Consider the following 26,114-nt stretch of genomic DNA (forward strand, 5'->3'; position numbering starts at 1 on the left):
TAGAAAAATTACAAAAATCGATTCTATTGGCTTTGGCTTTTTTATGCGAAATTCTAAATTCAACATTGTTTTCTCTTCCTTTTCCTCCCTATGTACACTTGGATTCCTACTCTTTGTCCCAGGATTTTTGTCTGCCGCACCTAAAATCAATTTGGCTGCGGAAATGACTGGAATTTCAATTTGGAACCAAGTTTCAGTTTTGGAAGATTCCAAACAATCGATCCCCGCTGAATCCATCATTCATGGTGAAAGGGACCTTGAATTCAAATCTCTCAAATCCCCCAATTTAGGATTTTCGCAATCGGTGTATTGGGTGAGGTTCGAGATTTTCAATCCGACATCTCAATTGATTCGATGGAATTTGGCTTATGATTTCCCGCTCATCGATGAAATCCAATTGTTTGGAAGTCCCCTCCCTAAAGATTCCGTACGAACGCTGGGAGATTCATTTCCCTTTTCTCAAAGAAATGTAGATTATCGCAATCCAGTGTTCCCTATGGAGACACCTCCTAACACTACGAATGTATATTATTTAAAGATAAAATCAGAATCAACAATTCCTTTGATTTTGGAACTTTGGACGGAAAAGGAATTCTATGAAAAGTTAAATAAAGAACAAATGATTTTCGGCATATTTTATGGAATTTTATTTGTGATGATTGCTTATAATTTTTTCATTTATATTTTTACTTACGAAAAAAGTTATTTGTTATATCTATTTTTTATCAGTTCGATCTTTTTCTTCCATTTGGTTAACAATGGATTTGCGTTTCAATACATTTGGCCAAATTGGGTTTTTTGGGCGAATTATTCCTTGCCGTTTTTTATTTGTTTGTCTTGTATTACAGGAATTATTTTTACTAACAACTACTTAAGTTTAAAAAAGCATCTACCTAAGGTTTCGAAATTGATGTGGATTTGGGTTGGTATGCTGATTCTTTTTGTTGGGGTTTCCTTCTTCTTGCGATACCGAGTGGCGATGGTGGCTTCCATTTTAATGACGGTACCAACAGCGTTATTACTCGTATATAGTGGGACATATACTTATCTTTCCAAGGTGAGAACTGCAAGGTATTATTTAATATCTTGGGCGTTTTTCCTCTTAGGAGTTTTATTATACTCTTTAAAAAGTTTAGGTTTTTTATCAGACAATCATATCACACGATGGACCATTCAAATTGGAACAGCACTACAGACGATTTTGTTATCACTTGGTCTTGCTGACAGAATCAATTTTTTAACTAGAAGCCTTCGAGAAAATTTACGTGATTTGTCACATGCAAAGGTGAAGATTGAGGAATCAGAAAAAAGATTCCGTGAAATTTTCCAAGGTTCTGACGAAGTCATTTTAATGATGAATGAAAATTTTGAAATCATCAATGCAAATCGGTCTTTGTCCAAACATTTAGGTTATCGATTGGATGATCTTAAATTCAAAAAAATTACAGAGATTCTTTATACAGGCCGGGACCAAAAGTCAGATTATAATGTGATGTTTGTGAATGATAAACTGACTGATTTAAAAATGACAGGATCCGCCATCAATTTTAAGACAGAACTTTCTCAAAAGTATGTGAAAGAACCAAAGGAGATGGTATGCCGTATCCAATACATTGACTTTGATGAGACAAGAGAAGTTCTCATGACCTTGTCACCTGAGTATGAAGATACCATCATCCAATTGATTGATTCCGAAAAAATAGAACTTTCGATGAATAATTACCTTCGAAATGCAGAACTTGTCTCCCAAAAAATCACAGCACAATTAGCAAAATATCTCACTACAATTGAACAAACTGAAGTTAGGTCATCTGTAAGGGAGATCATCATCAATGCGGTGGAACATGGAAATTTAAATATTAGTTTTGATGAAAAATCAAAAGCTCTTTTGGAAGGAAATTATTTAGAGTTTTTGCAAAAAAGGCAAGAAGACCCTAGATATCGCAATAAAAAGGTGAAAATCGAATATTCGTTTAGCAGTGAATATGTGGCGTTTCGCATCACAGATGAAGGAAAGGGCTTTGATCATAAAAAACATATGGAGAAATCCATCGAAGAAATGAATGAAGCGCACGTGCAACATGGACGTGGGATTCTTATGACAAAATCTGTTTTTGATCGGATTGAATACAATGACAAAGGAAATCAAGTCAGTTTGATTAAGTTTTTAAACCGAGATTAATTTCTTTGCCAATCAAGAACCCACCACTCGTTCCATTCTTTGGAATAGAGGAGTTTACCAGGCAAGTGACTCTGTAATAAACTTAAAAAATCATCTTTTTTTTCTGTGATGATTCCTGAAAAAATAATTCTTGGAGCATTGATTTTTGCCAGATGACGAATGTTTTGTGATAAAACAGCAAAGGTGATATTGGCGATTGCTAGGTCGTAGTGTTGGTTGGATAATTTTGGATTGTCGATCCCTGATTCTTCCACACTGAATTGGAATCCTTTTGGGTATTCGTTTTCTGTCCAATTAGACCAAGCTGCTTTTACAGCATTGGGGTCTATGTCCAAAGCAAAAATTTTGCTAACACCAAACTTCGCAAGTCCAATCGATAAAATTCCCGATCCTGTTCCCACATCACATGCAGAAGTAAATGAGAACTTACCTTCCTCATACAATGAATCCAAATGTTCTAAGATGAGTTTCGTTGTTTCGTGATGTCCTGTTCCGAAGGCAACACCTGGATTGATAAATAGAGGGATTCCACCATTCGGCTCCCAAAGAGAAATGGTATTTGGTTCTTGTTTTTCCCAAGTAGGGATGACCCAAAGTTTTTTCCCAATGGGGAAAGGTTTATAATATTCTTTGTAAGCCTCTTCATAATCTCTTGTTTCGATGATGCGTGATTCCGAGTTAGAATTGTTAGGTGCAAACAGTTTTAAAAAAATTAAAATTTTTAATTCTTTTTCCACTTCATACGTTTGTAAATAAATACGAATGTTTGTGTTGTCACGGATGAGTCCCTGGTCTTTTTCTTTGGGAGCTTCTCCATCAAACAGAATTTCGTAATAACCAGCACATTGTAAAGAATCGAGGAGTTCGTAAAACGGATCTGATAATTCTTTTGGTAAATTGACTTTTAATTCTCTATATTCCAAATTTAACCTATTTCGTCTGTATAGTCCATCACCAAGTACATCAGTGTTTCCTGATCCGTGGGATTGGAATATTCATGTGAGACATCTGCCTTAAAAAACACGGAGTCTTTTGGTTCGAGTTCGACCACTTTTTCCCCTACACGCAAACGAAGTTTTCCAGATACCACAACGAGGTTTTCAGTTGTCCCTGTTTTGTGTGGTTCTGCCACTTCATGGCCACCTGGTTTTAAAATGAGTTCGTAAAATTCTGTTTTGCGGTTTCCGAGGAAGGGAAACAGGGCTCGGCTTGCAAACACCTTTGAATTGGAATAAAGAACTTTGGAATTTTCTGCTTTGAGGATATGGATTCCGTCTTGGTTTTTTTCCTTCAAAAGTTCAGAGAAGGGGACATTGAGTCCGTTGGCGATTTTCCACAAAACAGAAATGGTCGGCACTGATTTCCCTTGTTCAATTTGAGACAACATCGCTCGGCTCACACCACAACGGTTCGCGAGTTTGTCCAAGGAAAATCCTTTGGTATGACGGATGAGTTTCAGATTTTCTTTGACGACGTCTGTTATATAGTCGCCTGATTCTGAAATTAATGGATCTAATCCGTCACTACTTTGTTCTACTTTACTGACCATTGGCCAAGCGTCCAATATAACAGAGGTACTGTCAAGAAACTATCGTTTGTGCCTTTCTTTTTTCTCTTCGATGACAAATACAGGAGGTAACTTCATTCCTTGTGGGAATTTTTTTTGCACTTCTTTGGCTGAACCTCGGAAGGAAGTTTCATGAGCGAACGAGATCCCAAGGCTTAAAAAAATCCGACGGTCATGGGGTAGGAGTTTTGCCAAAGTTTCCAAACAATGTTTGGCCCGGTAGGGGGTTTCATAAAACGCGATGGTGATCCCAAGACCAATGTATTGTTTTAAAGTTCTTTCCCTTTCTTTTTCCTCTCTCGGTAAAAATCCAAGGAATAAAAACGGGGAAGTCGCAAAACCAGAACTCGTAAGGGCTGAAATCAAGGCCGTTGGACCTGGGGCGGAACGTACTTCCACTCCCATATCCCAAGCCAAGGGAACAAGCCATTTGCCTGGGTCTTCTAATCCTGGACTGCCGGAATCGGAGATGAGGCATGTCCTTTTTGTCATCGCCAGTTTCATCCCAATTTCATCCATCTCTGATTTGGTAGTGTGTTCATTCAAAAGATCAAATGGTTTCGAAATCCCAAGTTTTTTTAAGAGGGTAGATGTGGTTCTCTGTTCTTCTCCCAAAATCCAATCGGCATCTTCTAATAATTGTTTGGTGCGCGGAGGAAGGTCTAAATCATTCCCAATGGAATTGGATACTAAATACAATCGATTCATTTTGTGAGAGTTTGGTAGGTAAAGTAGGGTTGGATGAGAATCCCTTTGTTTACACAAGCCTTTACGAATTCAGTATCCCCTTTGTTTATGGCCACACCAAATTCTTTTGCCTTCGTTAACATTGGATAGTCGTTAAATGAATCACCAAACACTAAATCTGGGTATTCTCCGATCCTTTCTTCGATTGCTTTGACTTTCCCTTCCCCATAGGTATAGGGTTCAATGAGTTCATGCGTGTATCTTAGGTTCTCGTCTAGTTTTTGTCTCATGCCAATCACATTGGTTTCCAATACAGGGAAATGATGGGCAATGGCTGCAATCCCTGGTTCGGGAGACGCTGTGACAATATACACTTTCCAATTGTAATGGTTCAAATATTGGATGAGGTCTTTCATTTCCACTTGGGGGAAGACGCCTGTATCTTCATCCGGTTGGTTCACCCGGGCCCAAGCGCGACGAGCGACATCATAATAATCACTGCGTGTGAGTCCTTGGAACAAAAAACAAGTCCATCGGTAACCTCGTTCGATTCCAAATTCTTTTAATTGGTAGGTGTATTCTTCCCAAACCAAATGTTCTTTTTCTGCGAAACTCAGTTGGGTATGGTCTTTCCAAAGTTTTTTGTCACGGAAAAAAATGGATAGGTCCTTTGGTAAAAATTCTAATCCTTCATGGATGAGTTGGTCCATGATTTTCTCACCAAAATCATTTCGGATGAGAGTATTATCAAAATCAAAACAAACAATGCCTGTTCTTTTAGGGATGAGTGTTGTCAGACGGACATAAATTTCATCTGTCCAACTGTTCTTTGTAAGGTGTGTCACAAATACTTAGTCTGCAAATCCAACTAGGTTTGTGGCAACTCCTTCTTCAAAGGGAGTGAGAAAGTTTTCTGGATTCAAATACACATTGTGGAATCGGACTTCGAAATGGACGTGAGGTCCTGTTGACTTTCCTGTGTTCCCAGAAAACGCAATGATCTGTCCTTTTTTCACCACATCACCTGGTTTCACGAGTAACTCTTGGTTGTGACCATACACTGTATGGAAATGGTTCATATCATGGTGGTAAATTTTGACAGCAAGTCCATAATCACCACCCCTGCCAGCTTCTTCCACCACACCATCCGCCGCCGCAAGGACGATCGAATTTTTGGGGATGGCAATGTCGAGACCTGTATGCCAAGTGTTCCAGCGCCTTCCAATCCGAGACGAGATCCTAGATTTGTTGTTGGGAAGGACAGGCCAAATGAATTGGTCAATGGGTGATTCAATGGTTTCGCGAAAGAGTTCCTTTTCTTGGAGGTTTCGCATGTATTCTGCGGAGTAAGGAAAAAATAAAGACCGTTTCAATCGTTTGAGCTCGGCTTCTGTCACATGGTTGATTTCCATTACCTCTTGGGCAAGGATTCCAAATTCAGATGCCTTCTCGAGAAGGGATTTTTTCTCGGCGTATAGGTCGACCCAAAGTCCCCACTGGTCGTTATACCGTTGGAAGACATGGTTGTCCAAAAATACGGGACCGTTCTTTTGTTTTTGGTATGCCGCATAGGCCGAATAGGTCACGACAAAGAGGATTAGGACCAGTATGATATAGTAACTGCGGTTTCGCTTCATCTCATTTCGCCTCAAAAACTATGGTGCAATGCCAAATTCTCACGACCCCTTGCCTGGTCAAGGCGAAGAGGCTCGAATCTTGCCTCAAACATGGCTTTTATGTGACATAAGAAAGCTTTTCCCTTCCGTGTCATTCCCTTTTCTCGGGGAGTTCTCCTTTCTTAACATCGTTTATTATGATCGAAGCGAGGGCACGGATGGGGAAGACGGTTGGGGAGAGGAAAACGTGAGGGATCTGTTGCGTTCTTTTGAAAAAGAGAGGTGGAAACGGATAGGTTTGAAACCGATCCGATCTCCCACTTTTGTTCTGGTTTAGACGGCTTGGGTTTTTTGTTGGCCCGTGCGGTAGAGGTAAATCCCAGCCACAACAAGGCAAACAATACCAATCGCATAATAAGCCCAGTTCACATCAAAGTAACCAAGGACTAAAAATCCAAAAAGTAACCGAGTGATCTCCATGGCCCCAGCCCATGATTTGTTTTCGATCAGGGCATTGATGGCAACAAGGGAGAGGGTCACCCAAATTGTCACAAGGATTTGGGAGACCATACTGAATTTGGGAACAAATAGTAAAAAGGCAAAGGAAAGTAGTAATACCAAAACAAACCAAGTGGTGGTATAGGCCTTCACTTCCGATGCAGGTTTTGGGTCGTATTTTTGAAAACTTGTTGGGCTCACTTCAGGGATCGGTAAAAATCCTGCGGGTTTTTGCCCTTGTCTTGGGATCCAACCTGGTGGTTTGAAGAACACAAGGATTTTGTCTAAGAAATACTCCGCTTGGAAGGCCTGTTTTAACAGTTCCCAATAGTAATGGAAGTTGGCATAAACGGGATTAAAACTTCGCAGTGGTTTTACCGTTCCATACACACAGGGTTCTGTTTCTTCACGGAAGGTCCCAAACATACGGTCGAAAATGATGAAAATGCCCCCATGGTTTTTGTCGATGTAGATGGGGTTGATCGCATGGTGCACTCGGTGGTGGGAAGGGGTCGATAAGAGATACTCTCCAATCTTTCCAATTTTCCCAACGGCTTTGGTATGCACCCAAAATTGGTAAATCAAATTGATCTGTCCACTGGCAAGATACATCCAAGGGTGGAATCCAAAGAGGGCAAGAGGCACATAAAAAATCCAGGAAACAAGTCCTCCGAGACCGGTTTGTCTCAGAGCGACCACTAAGTTGTATTCTTCGCTATGGTGGTGGATCACATGCCCTGCCCATAGGAAATTCACTTCATGGGCCAAACGGTGGGACCAGTAGTAACAAAAATCCTGACCCACGATGCAAAGCACCCAAGCCCAAGGGTTTGTCATGGCAAATTCAAAAAAACGAAAGTGTTCGTAGATATAAAAGTAGGCATATAAGCCCACACCTTTTTGGAAGAGACCCCAAATCTGGGAAATGATTCCCGTACTCAAGTCAGCAATCGAATCATTCAATCGGTAGAGGTCTTTGTTCCTCCGGTAACCGATGTACACTTCAATCCCGATGAGAAGGAAAAAAACTGGGATGGCAAAGGTTACAATTTGAGGGGCTCTGAAATTTTCGAACATAGCGTGGTAGATTTGACATCATTTTGACAAAATGTCAAGCAAATGTTGACCAAGATTCAGAAATTGTTCACGGTTCAATTCTTCTGGTCGTTTGGTCGGGGGGATTTGGGAACGGAGGAGGGCTTCTCCCAAGGCGTCTCGAAACATTGGGTCGTTTGAAAAAGGCGATTCTCGGAGGCTCACTTGGATTTGTTTGCGTTTGCCCCAAAACAGAGTGCGTAACATTCGAGACCAAATTTCCACTCCCTCGTTCGATTGGGGGGACCATTGGTTGTTTCCGACCTTTTGTTTGGGAGTGAGCAGGAGCAAAGCCGAATGGATTTTAGGAATGGGAAAAAAACAATTTTTATGGACTGTTTTTAGGAATTTGATCTCACAGAAAGCAGATAAAAAAACAGAAAGGGAAGAGGTTTCTTTCACAAGGCGCTCAGCAAATTCCTTTTGCACCATAAAGATCCCACCTTGGAAGTGACGGCAATTGATGATGAGTGTGTTTATGATTTCGGTAGTTAGGTGGTAAGGCAAATTTCCAAAAACAAACACTTTCTTCGGATAGATATGGAATAAATTTTCCAATGCGTCGCCTGCATGAAGAATGGCATGGGGAAACTTTGGTAAGATCTCATCTTTTGCCAATTGGATGTAAGCATGATCAATTTCAAATAAATCCGTTTCTTTCTCTAAACATAAAATAGGATACGTCAAGGTACCAAGACCAATTCCTATTTCTGCGAGTGTGACATCTCCCTCAGAAAACAGTGGTTTTGCGACATTGACAATGTACTCCACAATGTTTTGGTCGATTAGGAAATTTTGACCAAATTTTTTTTGGGCTCGGATTCCTTTTTCTTCAAAGAAGCTTTGGATTTGTGAGATGGTGGAGTAAGGGGATTTCAAAATGATCCTCAACGATGAGGATTTTCCAGGCGTTAGAAATCCCAAGTAGTTTTTGGTAGTTGATCCATTCTTTCGCTTCCTTTTTTTTCCAAGGAGGGAAATCGAGAACAAGGTAACCTTGCCAAAGAGATTGTGAATGGGCTCTCTCTGTTTCTTTCAAACTCCCCAAAAGAGAGGTTATTTGTTTTGGATTCCCGTCAAAACGGAACAAGGATAGAAACGGAGTGATCTCTCCTCCCAAATGTTTTGTCCTTTGGATTTGTAAGCCATCTTTGTCTAAAACTGTTCCAAAAGGAGATTGGTTACGGTCAAACCAAATCACCTCAACTCCCTTGTGTTTTTTTTTAAGACGTAAAACGGTCTGCAAACAAGATTCTGACTCAAATTCGATCCGTTTGATGGCTGTGATCGGATTTGGAAATTCCATTCGTTTGTAAGGAGAACAGGTTCCAAAAAGATAAAATCCATCACTGATGACAAAACTAAAATAACCCTTTCCTTGTTGGAACAAGTTTTGGTGGGAACTTGAATCCTGAATCCAATAGGTGGATGGGAAAAATAAACAAATCATACCCACAACAAACATGTTCGTGTATTTTTTTTGGTTCCAATCCATTCGGTGCAGAAACCAAAGGAGAAAGATGAGAAAAAGGGAAACAAAAAGATAACAAATGTTTGCTTCTTTCCAAACTTTGTATCCCCTTTCCCAGAAAGTAATTGTATGAAACAGTTTTAAAAATAAGGAGAGGAGAAAACTCGATGGTGTCCAAAGCCAATCAATGAATAACCCTGACAAAACAGTGGGAAGGAGTGTTTGGATTAAAATTGTGAAATACAAACTAGGAAGTAAAATTCCAGCCATTGGTACAAGACAATAATTGATCCAAATGCCTCCGTAGGAAAACGAATGAAAATAATAAATGAGAATCGGAAAACTACAAAGGGAACATGCAGTCGTTAGGGTAAGATTTTCTTTCCATAGGGATTGGAAACGGGGGAAAACCATTCGGTCCAAACTTGGTTTGAGATAAAAAATGCCAAAGACAGCACTAAAAGAAAGTAAAAATCCGATACTTAAAAAATCAGAAAATAAAAAGAAAGAGATTCCGGCAGACGAAATGAAAAGCAAATCACTCACTGCGATTTTGCGGTAAAACAAAGAAGATACTAATGTTAAAAACGCAAACAAATAGGCTCTGACAAACGAAACAGGAAAATTCAAAACATATAAATAGAAAAAACCAAAACCAAGTGAGATGAGAATTGAGATCCAGCGGTGTTTGTTAAAAATAAAATTGCCGAACCATTGCAAGGCACCAATAAAAATTCCTAAATGGAGTCCAGAGGCAGCAAAGAGATGTAAGATCCCTGATTCTTTGGCGAGTTCTTTGAAGTCTTTGGGAATCTCTTTTGTGGAACCCGTCACAAGTCCGAGAACAATTCGCCTTTCGAAAAGAGAGAGAGGAGATTGTTTCAATTCCTCCATCAAAAAACTACGAAAGAATGGTTTGGCTTGTTTGGGTATGGAAGTTTGATTTGTGTCAGCAAATACTAAAAAAACCAAAGAAGCTAAAATCGCAAAAAAGGCCTTTCTTTCGAAGGGTTTTGTGAATTTCGGTGGTGAGAGGAATACAAAAGTAAGGATAAGGAAAAGTATAAAAAATAGAAATGCGTAAATGCCAGGGGAGTTTGAACCGATTTTGAGTGCCGTCGCTGAGACAAAAATCCCGAAACAAAACCAACCAAAACTTGAATTCGGAAGAAGTTTTGTTTTGACCCTCATAGGAAGAGAGGTTCAAAATCGATCACTTGGTCTCTTTGGAATTTAAAAAGGGTAGATTCCTAATGTGTTTCGGATGGCATCCAATTTTTTTTCTGCCACTTCCTTTGCTTTCTCTTTTCCCGATTTTAAGACAGAATGCACATAATCTAAGTTTTGTGATAATTCTTCTCGTTTGGATCGGAATGGGGCAAAATGAGAGAGAATGGATTCGAGTAGATCTTTTTTTAAATCTCCATACCCAAACCCACCGTTTGTGTATTTTTGTTTTTGGGATTCTTTTTCTGTGTCGGATAAAAATAAAGAATGGATTTGAAAGATCACAGATTCCTCTGGATTTTTTGGTTCTTCGATGGCTTTTGAATCACTCACAATCGACATCACTTTCTTTTTGATCTCTTTTTCCGTGCCAAAGAAGTCGATCGTGTTCTGATAGGATTTTGACATTTTGGCTCCATCCACACCCGGAACCGTAGCTGTGTTTTCATCGATGTCTGGCTCAGGGATAGTAAGAACAGATCCGAATTGGGTATTAAATCGTTCTGCAATATCTCGCGCAAATTCCAAATGTTGTTTTTGGTCTTTGCCTACGGGAACTTTTTCTGCTGAAAAAAGTAAGATGTCACTTGCCATAAGAATGGGATAGGTAAAGAGTCCTGCTCCTGGCACAAATCCTTTGGCAACTTTGTCTTTAAAAGAATGAGCTAATTGTAATTGGGATACGGTAATGGATTGGGATAAATACCAAGTGAGTTCTGTCACCTCTGGCACATCGCTTTGCACCCAAAACACAGTTTTATTTGGATCGACACCAAGCGCGAGTAAGTCGATGGCACATCCAATCGTGTATTCTTTTAATTCTTCTTTGGAACGGAATGTTGTGAGTGCGTGTAGGTTTGCGATAAAAAGAAAAAGTTCTTCTTTGGATTGGTAATCCAAAATCTTTTTGATCGCTGAAAAATAATTTCCTAAATGTAATTTCCCAGAAGGTTGTAAACCAGTAAGGACTCTCAAATACCTTCCTCCGCATTTGCCATATCACTTGCCTCTGCACTTTCGGATTCAGTCGACTCAAGGTTTGGATCTGGATTTGGATTCCCACTATCTTTGTGAAAAGTAGAGTAAGTGAGCCTTTCATATTCTTTATTTAATTTGATGAGTTCTTGTTCAATTTTTCGATGTGCTGTGAGTTTGGAAGTTGTGGTTGGGTCTTTAAAGATCACTGCATAATTGTATAAGTATTTTGTGAATTGAATGAAAACATCTTCTACTTTCATTCCATTGATTCTTTCTTTTGCGACAACTGCTTTGTCATAATGGGGGATAAACCGTTGTGCAATTTTTACCTCTTCGATCACTTTGTCTTTGGTCGATAAAATTTTATCGTTAGTTTTGCCTTTGGATTCAGTCACCTTTGCCATCAGATGGTTTTCCACAATGATGTTCAGTTTTCCTGCAAAACTTCCAAAAAATTCTGATGCATCTTGGAGGGCTTGGACAATTGTCCCCGCGATTTGGTCACTGGCCGCATTACCCGTGCTATAGTCCATTCCATACTGTTGGAAACTGTATTGGAAACTGGGGAATTTTTTATTAAAATTGTCAATGGTTCGAACGAGTGTATTGAGCTCGTCAATTTCATTACGAAAGAGTCCTGGTTGGATGATGAGGAGTTCTTGGTTTTGGTTTTTGTCACCTAACCGCACGTAACCTTCGATGAGGTTGATGTAAACTGTTTGTAAATCTCGTAGTAAAAGATAAACAAGCCTGTGTGGTTGGGATTTGTAACTATTTTTGACGGTTTGGCTTTTTGCCGATTCTGGCATATGGTGAGCCATATAATCATCCACAACGACATTCAAAAAATCAAAACTGATTTTCCCTTTATCATCGATGGAAAAATATCTGGATCTTAGGTTTTGCAACTCTTCTTTTTTGAAAGTCCGGGTGTTGATATCGTCGGAGAGTTTGGCAACAGTGATTTCGACTTCTTTTTGGATCTCACGTGCTGCTTGGAATTTATGTTCTTGGATGGGAGGGACACGTAAGTCTGTGACTATCTCAGGCCACGTGAACATTTTCTTTTTGGCTACGATGTAAAAAGCAGTAATGGCATCAGATAACTTCGGTTTGTTGTTTTCGAGATTGAGAGCATAGTTCACACCTTCCATAATTTTGTTTAGTTTTGGTGTGAGTTTTTCATCCATTTTGACAATGTCAGGTAAGTTGGATAAAATGATGTCTTTAGCATCATCTCTTTGCAAAAATCGAACATAAAACATCTGCATCTTAAGGGAACGTTCTAAAAAGATATCTGCAGAAATTTTGTCTAAGATAAGAGCATCAAGCGAAGCGAAGGCATTAAAAAATTTATTAAAATTGTTGATGATGTTGTATACGAGTGGAGTCCAAATCCTCCAACCTTGTTGTTCGGAAACACGGAGAGCTTGGATGGTGGGAATGAGGACATCTTCCTTTAATCCACGAAAAATTCGTTCCACATTATTGGAAATTGAAGGATTCCTTCCAAACAAACCAATATCGATGGTACCTGTTTCTTTTGCAAATTTCCCTATCGAACTATTGGCATTATTTCCACCACCAAATAAACCTGCCAGTAATCCCCCACCTTGTCTTTGTTCGATGGCTTTTTTCCTTGCGGGATTTTGTTTTTGTTTGGCGCTGTCAATTGTGACTAAATCACTCGAACGTTTTGGTTTTGGGTCGGGCGCTGTGGGCCGAGAGATCACTTCTCTACGTGGTGGTTCTTTTTCTGGCAATCCACGGTCACGACTGTCTTCTTTTTTCGGTTTGTTTTTATTTTCGTAATCCTCATCCACTTTGCGAATGAGGTCAATGCGAATGAACACATCATTCGATTTTAATATGGCTTCATCGATGAGTTGTTGGTGTTCGGGGGTACGGGTTTTTCGATATAAATCCGCAAACACACGATGGGCTTCTGTACGGGAAACTGGGGTCACAATCACTCCTTTTGGTTGAGAGGGTTCTCAACAATCTGTGAGCTTGTGGGAGGTTGGAAGTTAAAGAGTCCTGTCCCGAGTCCGATATTGGTGGCTATGCCAGAGAATGCAATTTCGGTGATTTCATCGTCGGAACGTTTCATTTTGAGTACGCGAGGGAGGTCGTTATCTGAGACGACCAAAATGATTTCATTATAACGTTTGGTTGTGGAAGTGAGGCGAAAGGTTCGGCCGCTGACGGTTACGTTTTCATAACCAGAGAGGAGTCCACCAAGTCCACCGGAGATTCCTTTTAGATCTTGTTTTCCGGCAATGGAGGAGTCTGGGTTGTAAAACCATAAGATACGACCATTGGAAGAGATGATCCTGCCGTCACTGAAACGGACATGGAGTTGGCCTGGGCTTTTGTAAGATACGACACCTGTAAGACCACCATTTAAGGTGACCGAAGCACGGAAACTTTCAAGGGAGTTCATTTTGCCGATGACGGCATTGAGACGGTCACGTCCATCCTCTGCCCAAAGGGAACCCATTTGGACAGAGAAAAGGAGAACAATCTGGATTTTGAGAAGGAAATTCCTCAAAGTGAGATGGTTCGTATTGGGAATTAACCCAATACTTTTTTGAATTCAGAAGTGAGTGCAGGCACCACTTCAAACAAATCAGCGACAACACCGTAAGTTGCTACTTTGAAAATAGGAGCATCTCCGTCTTTGTTGATCGCAACGATGTATTTAGAAGATCCCATACCCGCTAAGTGTTGGATCGCTCCGGAAATTCCACAAGCGATGTAACAGTTAGGGGAGACAGTTTTCCCTGTTTGACCCACTTGGTGTGAGTGAGAAATCCATCCAGCATCTACAGTGGCACGGGAAGCACCAAGAGCAGCACCAAGTGTGTCTGCTAAGTCTTGGATGATAGGCCAGTTTTCTGGTCCTTTGATTCCACGACCACCAGATACGATGATAGAAGCATCCGCTAATTGCACTTTGTTTCCACCGGAAAGGTCTTTGGAAAGTGATTTTGTTCTCACTTCACCAACAGAAGCTCCTGATTTTTCAACAGCACCCGCTCCGTCTTTTGGAGTCACTTCTTGTGAGTTTGCACGCACAGTGAACATTTGGATGTCAGAAGAAACTTTAAAGTTTGCGTACGCTTTACCAGAGTAAATTGGTTTTTTTGCTACCACTTTACCACCGTCAACAGAAAGAGCCACTGCATCCGCAACGATTCCAGCATTTGCTTTGATCGCCACTCTTGCAGAGTATTCTTTTCCTTGAGCAGAGTGAGGCATAAGAACCACTGCCGGTTTTTTCTCTTGGATCACGGCAAAAATTCCGTTTGCATAACCTTCTGGTGAAAATTCACCAAGGTTTGCACCAATCACTGCATCCGCACCAACTGCTTTTAAATCACCAGCAAACGCGTCAACGTTGTCAGTGATGATGAGAGTATGAACTTTACCACCAATGGCATCCGCAATTTTGCGAGCTGCCGAAGTGAGTTCTTTTGAGATTTTTTTAAGTTCGCCGTTTTTTAATTCACCAACTACTAAAACATCAGCCATGTTCGTCTCCTTAGATGACCTTCGCTTCTTCGCGAAGAGCTTTTACAAGTTGAGATGCAAAACCTTGTGCATCTGCTGCTTCCAGTTTTCGACCAGCGATACGTGGAGGAGGTGGTTCGAGAGAGACAACTTCGAGTTTGGATCCAGTTGCACCGAGTTCGTCTGGTTTTTTCACATCGACTGGTTTTTTCTTCGCAGACATGATTCCTTTTAAACTTGGGTATCTTGGTTCGTTCAAACCTTTTTGAGCAGTCACTGCAAGAGGAGCAGATGTTTCCACAACTTCTGTTCCACCCTCGATTTCGCGAGTGGCAGTTACTTTGTTACCGTCAAACTCCAGTTTGAGTGCCATTGCTACGTGAGGGACATTCAATCTCTCTGCAATTTGCACCACTACTTGTGAGCTGTCAGTATCGATCGATTGACGACCACCAATGATAACATCTGCATTTTCTGCTTTGATGAAATTTGCAAGGAGTTCGGAAGTGTATGTAGAATCAAAAGTTACATAGTCATCCACTTTTACATGAACGGCTCTGTCGACTCCCATAGCGTAGGCAGTGCGAAGTGCTTCTACGACACGGTCCGGACCGAGGGAGATAGCGATGACTTCTCCACCGCTTTTTTCACGAATTCTAATTCCCTCTTCGATAGCGAATTCATCATAAGGAGAGATGATCCATTTTACGCCAGCTTCGTTGATCGATTTGTCACCGACCTTGATATTGGTTTCCGTATCCGGAACCTGCTTTACTAGAACAACAATTTTCATTCCTTAACCCCGTTTTCGTGGATTACCTTAAGACCAGAAAACGAGAGGGAAGTGATAAGGGAAGTAATTTATTCTCGAAAGAAGCTGTATTTGGACCAATTATAGGCCCAAATGATCCATAGAATGACGACAAGGACGTTTGCGTCGGACCTGAGGTAAAAATGGAAACCAAAGCTTAAGGGGAGGAGGAGGAAAAGGACAAAGGCCAATATCAGAACCAAGTGGGGAGTATTTTTCCAATCTTTGCCAGCCGTTTGGACTTCCATGAGGAGGTTTCCCTTCGGTCCCTCGGCCTGGGAACGGAAATGGTACCAGTAGAGGAGGCTAAACAATAAAAATAGGGAAATATGCAAAAAGAGAAACAACATATTCCCAATCTTATTTGTTAGGGGAGTGCGGAGAAGAAAAAAATGATTTCGGGAACAAACATCGGGAGGTAGGCGAGTTCCGAGGTTATTTTTTTAGTATTTGGGTTTTGGCAAAATAAATCGGTGACTAGCAACCAAAGATAAGAAAGCCCCAACCCCAAAATGAATCCAATATCTAAGTTTTGGTATCTCCATAACCAAAGGAGAGAGAACAATCCTAAGACAAGTAGGATTCTCACAAGACTCGTCAAATGGCGGGGAGAGACCCAAAGGTTGAAAGTGAAGGTTCCCTGTTCTTTGTCCCAGTCTCTATCGATTTGGTAGGTGAGGAGGACGTTACAGAGGACATGGAGGAAAAAGAAAAACAGAATCCAGTCTGTCTCACTACAGTGGGGAAAGGGGAGAAGGATGCCCCAAGTATAGAAGAAGGATACCAAGATTTCCTTCGGAACGATTGCGATTTTTTGGATCACGAGGACCAAACCTATTCCAAAGGCAAAAAGGAAGGGTAAATTTTGGAAAAGAAACTTCCATTCATACCAAATACCGAGAATACTAACGACAAGGATTCCGATTCCAATCACCGAAGCGATCCCAACTTTGTTCTGTAAATAAAAATTGGAACGAAGAGTTTTTTTACCCGTTTCTTTTTTGGCATCCCAGAGATGGTCCAAAAGATACAGAGCCCAAACAGAAAGTAGATACAAGGAAAGAAGCGAAGTACGGAGCGAGTGTTGGAAGTAATGGGAAAAAAAACTTAGATTGGCAAAAACAGAAAGTACGACATCCAATGATACAAAGGAAAGAACTAAAATGGTCCGATGTATGTGCCTCTTTCGGTACATAGTTCATTGATCCAAACAAGGAATCCTATGGCAAAAAGAAAATTCCCTTGCCACAAAATCTGAAACGACAGGAACTGTATGCCAATGTTCCGCTCCATTCGAAATGCCATCCATTCTGTTTATTGCATCCGTGACCAATTCCCAAGGTATATGTCGGAACTTTTATCGGAAGAAGAAGCAATGGGAGCTCTGTTTGCCGTACGGTTTCGTTATGTGATTGGAATTGCGCTTTTTGCCAGTGCTCTTGCAAATCTCAGCAATATCGATACGATTTGGGGGTATTTAGTCAATTTCATTGCGATTGGTATTTATTTTATCAATACATTTTTACATTTGCATATTCTAAAAAAACACAGTAGCAATTGGAAAACAAAATATGACTATATCAGTCTTTTTGTAGATAATGTGCTCATCACCATGACCATTCTCAATTGGTATTGGATCAAAGGAAATGGGAATCCAAACTTTTTAGTCAAAACTCCACTTTTGATCTTTTATTTACTCCCACTTTCCTTGTGTTTGTTTCAATACAGGTTTTCACTTGTCGTGTTTTCTTTTGTTTGTTTTTTACTCAGTTATTATTCATTCATCGCCGCAGCGTTACTTGACCCAGATGCCATTGTGAGTTTGGATTGGTTTAGTTATGTGTTAGGTGACGAAATCATCCTATTAGATGCTCTCGTTTCCAAACCAGTGATTTATTTGATTTTGGTCTTTGCCATTTCTTATGGAATCTTTCGTAGCCTTCGGATGCTTCTGAAATTTGCTGCTTCCGAAACACAAAAAACAACTCTCTCTCGGTATTTTTCTCCCGATTTGGTTTCGGAAATTGTATCGGATCCGGAAGTACTTGGGAAAGGAAAACGCCAACAAGTAACAGTGCTTTTCAGTGATATCCGCGGGTTCACTCAGTTTTCCGAACTCCTCGACCCTGAAGAGTTATCGATTTTTTTAACGGAATTTCGCAGACGAATGGTTCGTGTAATCTTCCAAAACAAAGGTAGTTTGGATAAGTTCATTGGGGATGCTGTGATGGTGACCTTTGGAACACCACTTCCTTCAGAAATACCCGGGGAGGATTCAAGGAATGCTGTGTCTGCCGCTAAATCAATGTTAGAAGAGCTAAAGAACTGGAATGAAGAACGAAAATCCCTAGGTCAGGTGGAGATCCGAATTGGCATTGGTATCCATTCCGGTGAGGTGTTTTGTGGGAGTATCGGTTCTGAAGAACGAATGGAATATACTGTGATTGGAGATACAGTGAATACGGCCTCACGGATTGAGTCGGCATGTAAGGAACTTCATTCATCCCTTCTCATCTCAGAAGTCGTATGGAGTGAAATTGGAAAACCAAACGAGTGGGAACGATTCGAAGGGATTTTATTACCAGGAAGGGAACAAAAAATTAATTTGTATGCGATCCAACCTTAGGATTTAGGCATTCAGATTTAATTTATAAACTGCTTCGTGTAAGGCGGGGTTGAGTTCCGGATCAATGGTATAAATCACCCTAGTGGTCCCTGCTTGTAAGGCCAAATCCATAATCGCTTTCCTTCGATCAATTTTGATACTTTTGAGATCGAAGTCAGCAATTTTGAATTTAATCCCTTTTTGGAAAATGGGATTGATACTACAGATCCTTTGGAGTTTGGGTCTTGTTTGGTACCTGCCTACATCAAGGACTAGGCAAATATCAAAATGAGCTCGTTTTTCCGAATCCACAGATGCTGTGATCACAAAATCACCGAAGTTGATGATGTTCTCGTTATTGGTGAGAGAACTTCCCACATAATCGAGAAGGTGGCGAATGTTTTTGTTGCTATAAGAAAAAAATGAATCATTGAGAATCATCTTGAGGGCAGTTGATGATTTAAACGCAGGACGCCAAGGTTGGTTCGAGGTGAGAGATGCGTATTCGCTCGCAAGAGACAAAATGGCAATGTCTTCTTCGAAGCTGGAAGTGGTAACATTGTTCTCTTGTAAATGGAGTTGGAGTTCGATGTCTTGGGTGATCCTTTCTTTTCCCACTTCACGATTGTACTTATCACGAACTGACATGAGTTTGGTGAAAAGTGACCTTGGGTCTGGGAAATTATTATTCACGCCATTGCCACGGTAGGGTCTGTGGTGGTTTAAGATGAGTGTCCGAACGTGGGATTCGACTTCCGGAGCCGGGAGTGTCATCAAATAACTGATGATAGGGTGTTGTTGGACAACCGCATACTCTTCCTTTGTGAGTTTAGGAGTTTGTTTGACCTCAAGCCTTGAGTATCCAACATCCATTAAGTAACTTGCCATCATAAGACTCAAATGATCTTTTTTATTGGATTCTTCTTTGCCTTCGTTCACAATTTTACGAGTTCGGACTTTCATTCCCATGGCAACAACCGTCCGTTTGGTCATTAGTTCCGATTCCACAGAAACTCCCGCCACACTGAGAATTTCTAAGATATTAAAGATCCCGAGCTCAAAGTCTGGGTTACTTGTAAAATCTGTGAGGAGTTCATTGACGGAATTTTGAACAAAGACTGCTTGGTCGGAGGAAAAGGATGTTTTTCTTAATTCTTCGATGAGCGCCTGTGATTGTTTGGCGAAGCGTGCCGTTTTTTCAATATCAAATAGTTTGGTGGTTCTTCCTGGTTCTAAGTAAGGTTTCTCAGAACCATTTGGTTTGTTTTTTTTTAACTCGGAAATGAGGAAGTATACACCTTGCATTTCAAATTTTAAAAGTTTGCCAAAGTCTGCTTCTGTCGGGTTTCTTTTTTTATGAATTAATATTTGGCCGTCTTTATTGTATAAATCAAGTGGTATGTTTTGGTTTTTTCGGAAACTATTTAATGATTCTTCGGTTAACTCAAATTTTGCGAGCTTTTCTCTAGGTACTATATTTGTATCGTTTGTGCTCATTGGAATCTACACCCATTCTGCGAATCAAAACTTTCTGAATGTTTATGCGATGATAAAGTCTATTGTTTAAATTGTAAATTCATTCCTATGTTTTATTCTTTGTTTTTATTTTTAGGGAATTTCCGTAAGTATATATCCTAAAGCAAAGTAGTGGATGTTTCCTTTCGTCAGTGAAATGTAATAAGTATAGGAAAGATGTGTCAGGATCGATACATCTGCTAATTTACGTTAGTTTATCTACTGAGATCAGTTTTTGTTTTGCATTGGGAATGTTTTTTAGTCGTTCGTTTTTGAAACAAAATGATCCAAACGGGTGCATTTCCCTCTGATTTTTTCGTTTACAGTTTCAGGAAAAGTACGGAAAAATCTTCTCTATGAGTATTGTTACGACCAAAAAATCTTCTTTTGATTTATTCAATCCAACAGAAGACCATCTCTCCCTACGACAATCCGTTGCTTCCTTTGCAGAACGTGAACTAGACGAACAAGCAAAAGAAAATGATGAAACAGAATCTTTTAATCATATGTTATTCAAACGCCTCGGTTCCGAACTGGGAATCTTTGGGATCACAGTACCTGAAGAAGATGGTGGGCATGGGCTTGATCCACTTGCATCCGTCATCATCCATGAAGAGATGAGTCGTTTTGATCCAGGGTTCACACTTTCTTATTTAGCACACGAAGTCCTCTTTGTGAATAATTTCTTTTATAGTTCGAATGCATCGCAACGCAGTCGTTACCTGAGTAAGGTGATCACTGGGGAATGGATCGGTGGAATGGGAATGACGGAACCTGGGGCAGGGACTGATGTTCTGGGAATGACAACCCAAGCCGTCAAAAAAGGAGATCGATATATCATCAATGGAGTGAAACAATACATCACAAATGGTTCTGTCGGCCAGGTTTTTGTATTGTATACAAAGTTAGACAAAAACGCGAAAAAGATGACCTCCTTTGTGGTCGAGTCGTCGTACAAGGGTTTTTCGGTCGGAAAAAAAGAAGAAAAGATGGGAATGCGATCCTCTCCTACCACACAATTAGTCTTTGAAGATATGGAAGTTCCTGAAGAGAATTTACTTGGCGTAGAAAATGGAGCGATCACACATATGATGCGCAATTTAGAAATCGAACGAGTGACTCTTGCGGCCCAATCTTTGGGAATTGCACGTCGTTGTGTGGACATTATGTGTGATTATACAGTTCGCCACAGAGAAGCCTTTGGAAAAAAACTAATGGAATTTGGTCAAATCCAAAGGTTAATTGCGGAATCTTATGCGGATTACCAAGCGGCAAGGGCGCTTGTCTACCAAGTGGCAAGTGAACTTGGTCCCGATGTAAGAAACTCGCTTGGTGCAGCATCCGCTAAACTTGTAGCTACCCAAATGGCAGAACGTGTTTCTAGGAACGCCATACAGGTATTAGGTGGATATGGTTACTGCCGTGAATACCCTGTCGAAAGACTCCACAGAGATGCCATTCTTTTGAGCATTGGTGGTGGGACAAACGAAGCCATGCAAAAAAACATCGCAAGTGATCTAAAAAAACTTTGGTCGGAGTGAATTGAAAAAAAATCGTTCTGATCAAATCACAAAAATCATTTGGACATAAAATCTTTTTCCCATTCGATTTTCACATCCAGTCTACTGGATAGATGGAAACAGAATGGGATGTGATTGTCCTTGGCTCAGGCCTTGGGGGGCTCAGTGCTGCCTTGGCCTTTGCTACAAAGGGCAAACGGGTTTTGGTTCTCGAAAAAAGTATCTCACCTGGCGGTTGTGCCTCAAGTTTTTGGAAAAATGGATATCTGTTTGAATCCGGTGCCACAACTCTCGTTGGTTTTGAACGAGGATTGCCTTTGGACAGATTTTCGAAAGAACTTGGTGTAAAGTTCCCCATCATACCCTTAGAACGGTCGATGGTCGTCCATCTGAACGGATCCCGAATTGAAAGGTTTCAAGACCGAACGTTATGGATCAGTGAATCCTTACGTGTGTTCGGCGGTGGACTGCGCATGAAATTCTTTTGGAAACTTTGTTTTTTTGTATCTGATAGGCTTTGGAATTTGTCAGCACGCTACAAATGGTTTCCGTTTCGGACTTTTGGGGATATTAGAAAAACAATATTTGTCTTCCGCCCACTTGATCTCATCGTCTTTTTGTTTTCCTTTGTTTCCATACGATTTGTCCAAAAAATTTTATTTTTGCATCAAAACAAAGATTGGAATTCCTTTTTAGACGAACAACTTCTCATCACAAACCAAACCACTGCAGTGGATGCCCCATTTGGTATGGCCGCCGCTGGTCTTACCTATCCGAATTTACAAAACTATATTGTGCCAGGGGGTATGGTCGAACTGGCAAATACCATTCTTCGGAGTTTGTCTGAAAAAAAAGGAGAGATCCTTTATAAACAGGAAGTGGTCAAGGTCAGAAAATTAACAGTTCCAAAAAATGGAAGTCCAGGATCGATCGAAACCAACACAGTTTGGGAAGTGGTTACTAAAAATAGAGAAAACAATGTTTTCCGAGCCCCCATCCTTGTCTCGAACCTTCCTGTATGGAATTTGACCGAACTTGCCGTAGACCTCCCTCGATTGAAACAGAAAGTGGGCGCGATGGAAAAGGGAATCTGGGGTGCTTTTACCATGGGGATTGTCGTTCTGGTAGGCACAGAATACGAGTTGCTTGCATCTGAATGCCTCCACCACCAAATCCATTTGCCAGAGGATTTACCCTATGGTGGAGGAAAGTCAGTCTTTGTATCCATCTCACATCCCAAAGATACCGTTCGCACAAAGGACGGAAGTTATACCCTCTCTCTTTCTACCCACATAAAAGACCCAGAAGTATGGAAACGAGATAAAGACTATCCAGCCAAGAAAAAAGAAATCGAATCCATCCTCATATCGGTTTTGGAAAAAGAGTTTGATTGGTTCCAAAGGGAAAAAATTTTATTTTCTCACTCTGCAACGCCTGTTACATGGCAAACTTGGACAGGGCGAAAATTTGGTAGAGTCGGAGGGATTCCTTCCTCTTATTTTTTTAATCCCTTTCGGATGGTTTCCAATCGTTCGGAGGACCCAAGTCTTTTGTTAACAGGAGATACGGTTTACCCAGGACAAGGGATCCCTGCTGTGGTACTTGGTGGGCTCAATGCTGTGGAACAATTCTACGGAAGAAAGAGAGGTTGATTTTGAAGCCGAATCGTAGAGCCTGGGCGAAACGATGGTTCGCTTACCAAAGATTCATATCAAAGTCCCAGGGACTTCTGCCAATTTGGGCCCTGGATTTGACCTCATGGGCCTTGCCCTTGACATACATAATGAATTCGAGTTCCAGTTTTCCAAAGAAATCACGGAAACAAAAACCGAATTAAAAAATGGAAAATCATTACCTTTTACCAAAAAGGAAGATTTGGTAGAACAATCGTATTTGTCATATTTTTCTAAATTTGCTCCAAAACTCTCTCCTCCACCTTATCATTGTAAAATGACACTTGCCTTACCCTTAAAAGGCGGGCTTGGTTCGAGTGCTTCTGCAATTGTCGCTGGGCTTTCTTTGGCAAAGGAAGTTCACAAACGGATGGATGGGACCTCTGTTCCAACAGAAGCGATGTTCACTCAATTTTTAGCAGAGTTTGAAGGACACCCAGACAATACCTTACCTGCCTATCTGGGAGGGTTTGTTTTCGCCTATTCTACGTTTGGTGAAAAACTCAGATACTTTCGGAAAAAATTTCCATCTTCCGTGGCAATTTTTGTCCTCACTCCTGAATTTTTTGTTTCAACAGAAGAATCGAGAAAATCACTTCCTAAACAGTATGTGACCTCCGATGTCATTTTTAATTTATCTAGGATTGGGGCTTGGATGCATTTTTTAGACAAACGTAGGTTTGGTGACTTACTTGTAGGTCTCGAAGATAAAATGCACACACCTTACCGAATTCCGAATACTTCTCCACTTTTTCCATTGGCTGATACGTTAAAACAAGATGGAATTGGGTATTGTTTATCAGGTTCCGGTCCGAGTTTACTGATATTTTTAGAACGAAAGTCTTTAAATTCCAAACTCAAAGAATTGGAGGATACGGTAACAAAGATTATGGGAGATGCAGGGATTCGTTTTTCCTTTCGTCGTGTCAAACCCGATGGGGTCGGCGTACGCATCCAAATCAAATGATTTTGGTTTAGTCTTCTTCGGCTCCTTCCTCTTTTCCAAATCCATACACATCACCGCGAAACCTTACTTTTCGGTTGATCCCCGGTTGGATTTTTCCCACTTCAAAGGTAAACTTCATCCTTTCCTTACCGGAGCGATTGAAGTAAAAAGATGAGGTGAGGGAGATTTCAATGTAGTTCACCATACGATCTTTTGCGATTTTATCAGAGATTCGAAATTCTGCAGGATGCCCAATGATTTCATAAGAATCAAAGGTTTCTTTTGATTCCATTTTCCCGTAATGTTCCATTCGAGGAGGTTTATAGAAACTGGGACCATTCTTCAAAACGGTGATCGTATAATCTTCGCTATCTCTACTTTTTTTGAACTGGAAGATCAAATGGTCCTCTGTAATGGCATTACATCGTGTGGCAAGATGCCCTGTTTTACAACCTATATTAAAACTTGCAAATCGAGAGAGTTCATCCACCACCAAATCATATTTATCACCGGTTTGGACTGGGATATAACGATCCGATTCCTTACGCAAAAAAATGGGATGGATGAATTGGTTGTACACAACAAATCCTAGTCCCAAGACAGAGATGGTTAACACTCCGCTAAGAACTAGGACAAAGCTATCTAGGATGGCAATGCTTAAAAACAAACTTACCTTTTTGTATCAACCTTATGGTTTTCTGAATCCGAAAGGGGAGTCCTTGTCACAAGAGAAAGTAAATCCTTCACTTCTTCTGGAGAAATGATTTGATTTAATTTTTCTTCGAGTGAAGCAGGTGTTGGTTTTAAGACCAAATCCTCAGGTTTCACTTTTGGTTCCGTTTTTGTTTCCGAGGTAGATTGTACCACAACTTTGTTTGTTTTTTTAGGGAAAGATTCCTTTCCTTCCTCCGACTGTTTTCCCGTTTGCGTGGGGATGGTAGGGGGAATGGATTGGCTGGGATTCCCTTGGATATTAATTGTATTCATAGTTCCCAAACCTCCGTGTTCAGGATCGACATTTGAAGAAAAAACTTTCCTTTTCCCTCCCTCAGATTTTCGGTCTTTTGATCCTTAGCTTTAGCGAAAATAGAAGATTTTTTTAGGATTTTTCGGTTTGATTGCCCGCTTTATGGGCGGGAAGCTGGCAGAGATGGAAAATAATTTTAAATCGTGGATGGCCCAGCCCATCTCTAAAATCTTCATAGGCACCAATTTGGTCTTCGCTCTGCTTTTTTTTGTCAGTGTTCCTTCCTTTGTGAAAGAATACATCACCCAGGATGCCGTAAGCATCGGAGGTAAAAAATATGACCTCAGTGATGTGAAGAACTCCTCTCCGATTGCCTATTCTAAATTCCAATCTGAGTACAAATCCCTTCTCAAAAATACATTTGGTGAATTTGCCCAAGACAAATTATTCGAACTTGTTGCCAAAGACAGAAATATCAAACCTTCAGAAGTATTGAACGAAGGATTGATTTTAAGAGAACCTTCGGAAGAAGATATTATCAATGTTTATATGTCAAACAAAGCTCAGTTAGGTGGGAAGTCTCTCGCTGAAACAAGAGAAAAAATTGTGGGATTTTTAAAAAACCAACAGGAACAAGAACATAGCCGAAACAAATACCGTGAAATCATCACCAAATACCCTGTTGATTTTTTGATCAAAGAACCAGAAGCGATTCGAGTCACTGTTGATGAAAAAAATAACCCAAGCATTGGACCAAAAGATGCCAAAGTCACTGTGATTGAATTTTCTGATTTCGAGTGCCCTTTCTGCAAACGAAGCCAAGATGTAAATAACCAACTCCGAGAAAAATACAAAGGCCAAATCCGTTGGGTTTTCCGTGACTTTCCACTACCTTTCCACCAAGATGCGATGTATGCACATATGGCTGCCAATTGTTCTATTGAAGAAGGTAAGTATTGGGATGTGTTCAATGTTTTATTTGAGAACAGTGGAAACCTAAGTAAATCCAAAGTGGATGAATTTGTTCTCAAAACAGGACTTTCTAAAGAGAAATACCAATCTTGTATGAAAGACCAATCGAAATTAAAGAGCGAAATCGAAGCCGATATCCAAGATGGTCAAAAGGTCGGAGTGAGTGGTACACCTGCATTTTTTATCAATGGGATCTTTGTATCAGGTGCCTTACCATTTGAAAACTTCGATGAGATCATCCAAAAAGAACTGAAACAATAAAGGATTATAA

At 40.5% G+C, this 26,114-nt stretch carries 25 protein-coding genes; 7 read left to right on the plus strand and 18 right to left on the minus strand.

The window, feature by feature from the left end:
- Positions 1 to 43: 43 nt before the first annotated feature.
- Entirely contained in the window at positions 44 to 2,182 is a 2,139-nt protein-coding gene (locus tag LEPBI_RS05485) for a 7TM diverse intracellular signaling domain-containing protein (RefSeq protein WP_012476199.1), read from the plus strand.
- On the opposite strand, the gene LEPBI_RS05490 is transcribed toward LEPBI_RS05485, so the two are convergent.
- The 8 genes from LEPBI_RS05490 to LEPBI_RS05530 form a co-directional block, all read right to left on the minus strand.
- Entirely contained in the window at positions 2,179 to 3,105 is a 927-nt protein-coding gene (locus LEPBI_RS05490) for a 50S ribosomal protein L11 methyltransferase (protein ID WP_012388121.1), read from the minus strand. The genes LEPBI_RS05485 and LEPBI_RS05490 overlap by 4 nt on opposite strands.
- A 2-nt stretch (positions 3,106 to 3,107) precedes the next feature.
- Complete coding sequence (locus tag LEPBI_RS05495) at positions 3,108 to 3,731, minus strand: helix-turn-helix domain-containing protein (protein ID WP_012388122.1); 624 nt, start codon at positions 3,729 to 3,731, stop codon at positions 3,108 to 3,110.
- Between the two features lie 39 nt (positions 3,732 to 3,770).
- Positions 3,771 to 4,457, minus strand: a complete 687-nt coding sequence (gene rsmI / locus LEPBI_RS05500; RefSeq protein WP_012388123.1) for a 16S rRNA (cytidine(1402)-2'-O)-methyltransferase — start codon at positions 4,455 to 4,457, stop codon at positions 3,771 to 3,773.
- Positions 4,454 to 5,281 carry an HAD family hydrolase gene (locus LEPBI_RS05505; protein WP_012388124.1) on the minus strand — a complete coding sequence of 276 codons (828 nt, stop codon included), beginning with the start codon at positions 5,279 to 5,281 and terminating at the stop codon, positions 4,454 to 4,456. Before LEPBI_RS05505 ends, rsmI begins: the two co-directional genes overlap by 4 nt.
- Positions 5,282 to 5,287: 6 nt before the next feature.
- Complete coding sequence (locus LEPBI_RS05510) at positions 5,288 to 6,073, minus strand: M23 family metallopeptidase (RefSeq protein WP_012388125.1); 786 nt, start codon at positions 6,071 to 6,073, stop codon at positions 5,288 to 5,290.
- 312 nt (positions 6,074 to 6,385) lie between these two features.
- Positions 6,386 to 7,627: a sterol desaturase family protein gene (locus LEPBI_RS05520; protein WP_012476200.1), complete on the minus strand. Its 1,242-nt coding sequence runs from the start codon at positions 7,625 to 7,627 to the stop codon at positions 6,386 to 6,388.
- Between the two features lie 18 nt (positions 7,628 to 7,645).
- Entirely contained in the window at positions 7,646 to 8,524 is an 879-nt protein-coding gene (rsmA, locus tag LEPBI_RS05525) for a 16S rRNA (adenine(1518)-N(6)/adenine(1519)-N(6))-dimethyltransferase RsmA (RefSeq protein WP_012476201.1), read from the minus strand.
- Positions 8,478 to 10,088, minus strand: a complete 1,611-nt coding sequence (locus LEPBI_RS05530; RefSeq protein WP_226992890.1) for a ComEC/Rec2 family competence protein — start codon at positions 10,086 to 10,088, stop codon at positions 8,478 to 8,480. The genes rsmA and LEPBI_RS05530 overlap by 47 nt, the downstream gene beginning before the upstream one ends.
- A gap of 112 nt (positions 10,089 to 10,200) precedes the next feature.
- On the opposite strand from LEPBI_RS05530, the gene LEPBI_RS19220 reads away from it, so the two are divergent.
- The gene (locus LEPBI_RS19220) at positions 10,201 to 10,353 is read left to right on the plus strand and encodes a hypothetical protein (RefSeq protein WP_226992891.1); all 153 of its coding nucleotides are present in this window, start codon (positions 10,201 to 10,203) and stop codon (positions 10,351 to 10,353) included.
- On the opposite strand, the gene trpS is transcribed toward LEPBI_RS19220, so the two are convergent.
- From trpS to LEPBI_RS05565, 7 genes are all read right to left on the minus strand, one after another.
- Entirely contained in the window at positions 10,350 to 11,318 is a 969-nt protein-coding gene (gene trpS, locus LEPBI_RS05535; protein WP_012388129.1) for a tryptophan--tRNA ligase, read from the minus strand. The two genes, LEPBI_RS19220 and trpS, sit on opposite strands and share 4 nt — an antisense overlap.
- Positions 11,315 to 13,288: a hypothetical protein gene (locus tag LEPBI_RS05540; protein WP_041769978.1), complete on the minus strand. Its 1,974-nt coding sequence runs from the start codon at positions 13,286 to 13,288 to the stop codon at positions 11,315 to 11,317. Before LEPBI_RS05540 ends, trpS begins: the two co-directional genes overlap by 4 nt.
- A gap of 2 nt (positions 13,289 to 13,290) precedes the next feature.
- Positions 13,291 to 13,872 (minus strand): LolA family protein, encoded by a 582-nt coding sequence (locus LEPBI_RS05545; protein ID WP_012388131.1) that lies wholly within the window; start codon positions 13,870 to 13,872, stop codon positions 13,291 to 13,293.
- Between the two features lie 23 nt (positions 13,873 to 13,895).
- Positions 13,896 to 14,855, minus strand: a complete 960-nt coding sequence (locus LEPBI_RS05550; protein ID WP_012388132.1) for an electron transfer flavoprotein subunit alpha/FixB family protein — start codon at positions 14,853 to 14,855, stop codon at positions 13,896 to 13,898.
- A gap of 10 nt (positions 14,856 to 14,865) precedes the next feature.
- Entirely contained in the window at positions 14,866 to 15,627 is a 762-nt protein-coding gene (locus LEPBI_RS05555; protein WP_012388133.1) for an electron transfer flavoprotein subunit beta/FixA family protein, read from the minus strand.
- 68 nt (positions 15,628 to 15,695) lie between these two features.
- Positions 15,696 to 15,995 (minus strand): LIC10362 family protein, encoded by a 300-nt coding sequence (locus LEPBI_RS19440; protein WP_012476202.1) that lies wholly within the window; start codon positions 15,993 to 15,995, stop codon positions 15,696 to 15,698.
- Between the two features lie 17 nt (positions 15,996 to 16,012).
- Complete coding sequence (locus LEPBI_RS05565; RefSeq protein WP_012388134.1) at positions 16,013 to 16,840, minus strand: hypothetical protein; 828 nt, start codon at positions 16,838 to 16,840, stop codon at positions 16,013 to 16,015.
- Positions 16,841 to 16,924: 84 nt separating this feature from the next.
- Here LEPBI_RS05565 and LEPBI_RS05570 point away from each other — a divergent pair, with 84 nt between their 5' ends.
- Entirely contained in the window at positions 16,925 to 18,271 is a 1,347-nt protein-coding gene (locus LEPBI_RS05570; protein ID WP_041769979.1) for an adenylate/guanylate cyclase domain-containing protein, read from the plus strand.
- A gap of 3 nt (positions 18,272 to 18,274) precedes the next feature.
- Here LEPBI_RS05570 and LEPBI_RS05575 read toward each other — a convergent pair whose 3' ends face one another.
- Positions 18,275 to 19,747, minus strand: coding sequence for an HD domain-containing phosphohydrolase (locus LEPBI_RS05575; RefSeq protein WP_012388136.1), 1,473 nt, complete (start codon positions 19,745 to 19,747; stop codon positions 18,275 to 18,277).
- 374 nt (positions 19,748 to 20,121) lie between these two features.
- Between LEPBI_RS05575 and LEPBI_RS05580 the strand changes: the two genes are divergently transcribed.
- The 3 genes from LEPBI_RS05580 to thrB all read left to right on the plus strand — a co-directional run bounded on the left by LEPBI_RS05580 (position 20,122) and on the right by thrB (position 23,925).
- Positions 20,122 to 21,306 carry an acyl-CoA dehydrogenase family protein gene (locus LEPBI_RS05580; protein ID WP_012388137.1) on the plus strand — a complete coding sequence of 395 codons (1,185 nt, stop codon included), beginning with the start codon at positions 20,122 to 20,124 and terminating at the stop codon, positions 21,304 to 21,306.
- A gap of 92 nt (positions 21,307 to 21,398) precedes the next feature.
- Entirely contained in the window at positions 21,399 to 22,937 is a 1,539-nt protein-coding gene (locus tag LEPBI_RS05585) for a phytoene desaturase family protein (protein ID WP_012388138.1), read from the plus strand.
- Between the two features lie 34 nt (positions 22,938 to 22,971).
- Entirely contained in the window at positions 22,972 to 23,925 is a 954-nt protein-coding gene (gene thrB / locus LEPBI_RS05590) for a homoserine kinase (RefSeq protein ID WP_012388139.1), read from the plus strand.
- A gap of 7 nt (positions 23,926 to 23,932) precedes the next feature.
- Here the strand turns inward: thrB and LEPBI_RS05595 are convergent, their stop codons facing one another.
- Together LEPBI_RS05595 and LEPBI_RS05600 are read right to left on the minus strand one after the other, a co-directional pair.
- Positions 23,933 to 24,571, minus strand: coding sequence for a hypothetical protein (locus tag LEPBI_RS05595; protein WP_012388140.1), 639 nt, complete (start codon positions 24,569 to 24,571; stop codon positions 23,933 to 23,935).
- 2 nt (positions 24,572 to 24,573) lie between these two features.
- Positions 24,574 to 24,891: a hypothetical protein gene (locus LEPBI_RS05600; protein ID WP_012388141.1), complete on the minus strand. Its 318-nt coding sequence runs from the start codon at positions 24,889 to 24,891 to the stop codon at positions 24,574 to 24,576.
- A gap of 163 nt (positions 24,892 to 25,054) precedes the next feature.
- Between LEPBI_RS05600 and LEPBI_RS05605 the strand changes: the two genes are divergently transcribed.
- A complete protein-coding gene (locus LEPBI_RS05605; RefSeq protein WP_012388142.1) occupies positions 25,055 to 26,104 on the plus strand; it encodes a DsbA family protein in 1,050 nt (349 codons plus the stop codon).
- The last annotated feature ends 10 nt before the right edge of the window (positions 26,105 to 26,114 follow it).

It is taken from the genome of Leptospira biflexa serovar Patoc strain 'Patoc 1 (Paris)' (genome assembly GCF_000017685.1).
In the GTDB taxonomy this organism is placed as follows: domain Bacteria; phylum Spirochaetota; class Leptospiria; order Leptospirales; family Leptospiraceae; genus Leptospira_A; species Leptospira_A biflexa.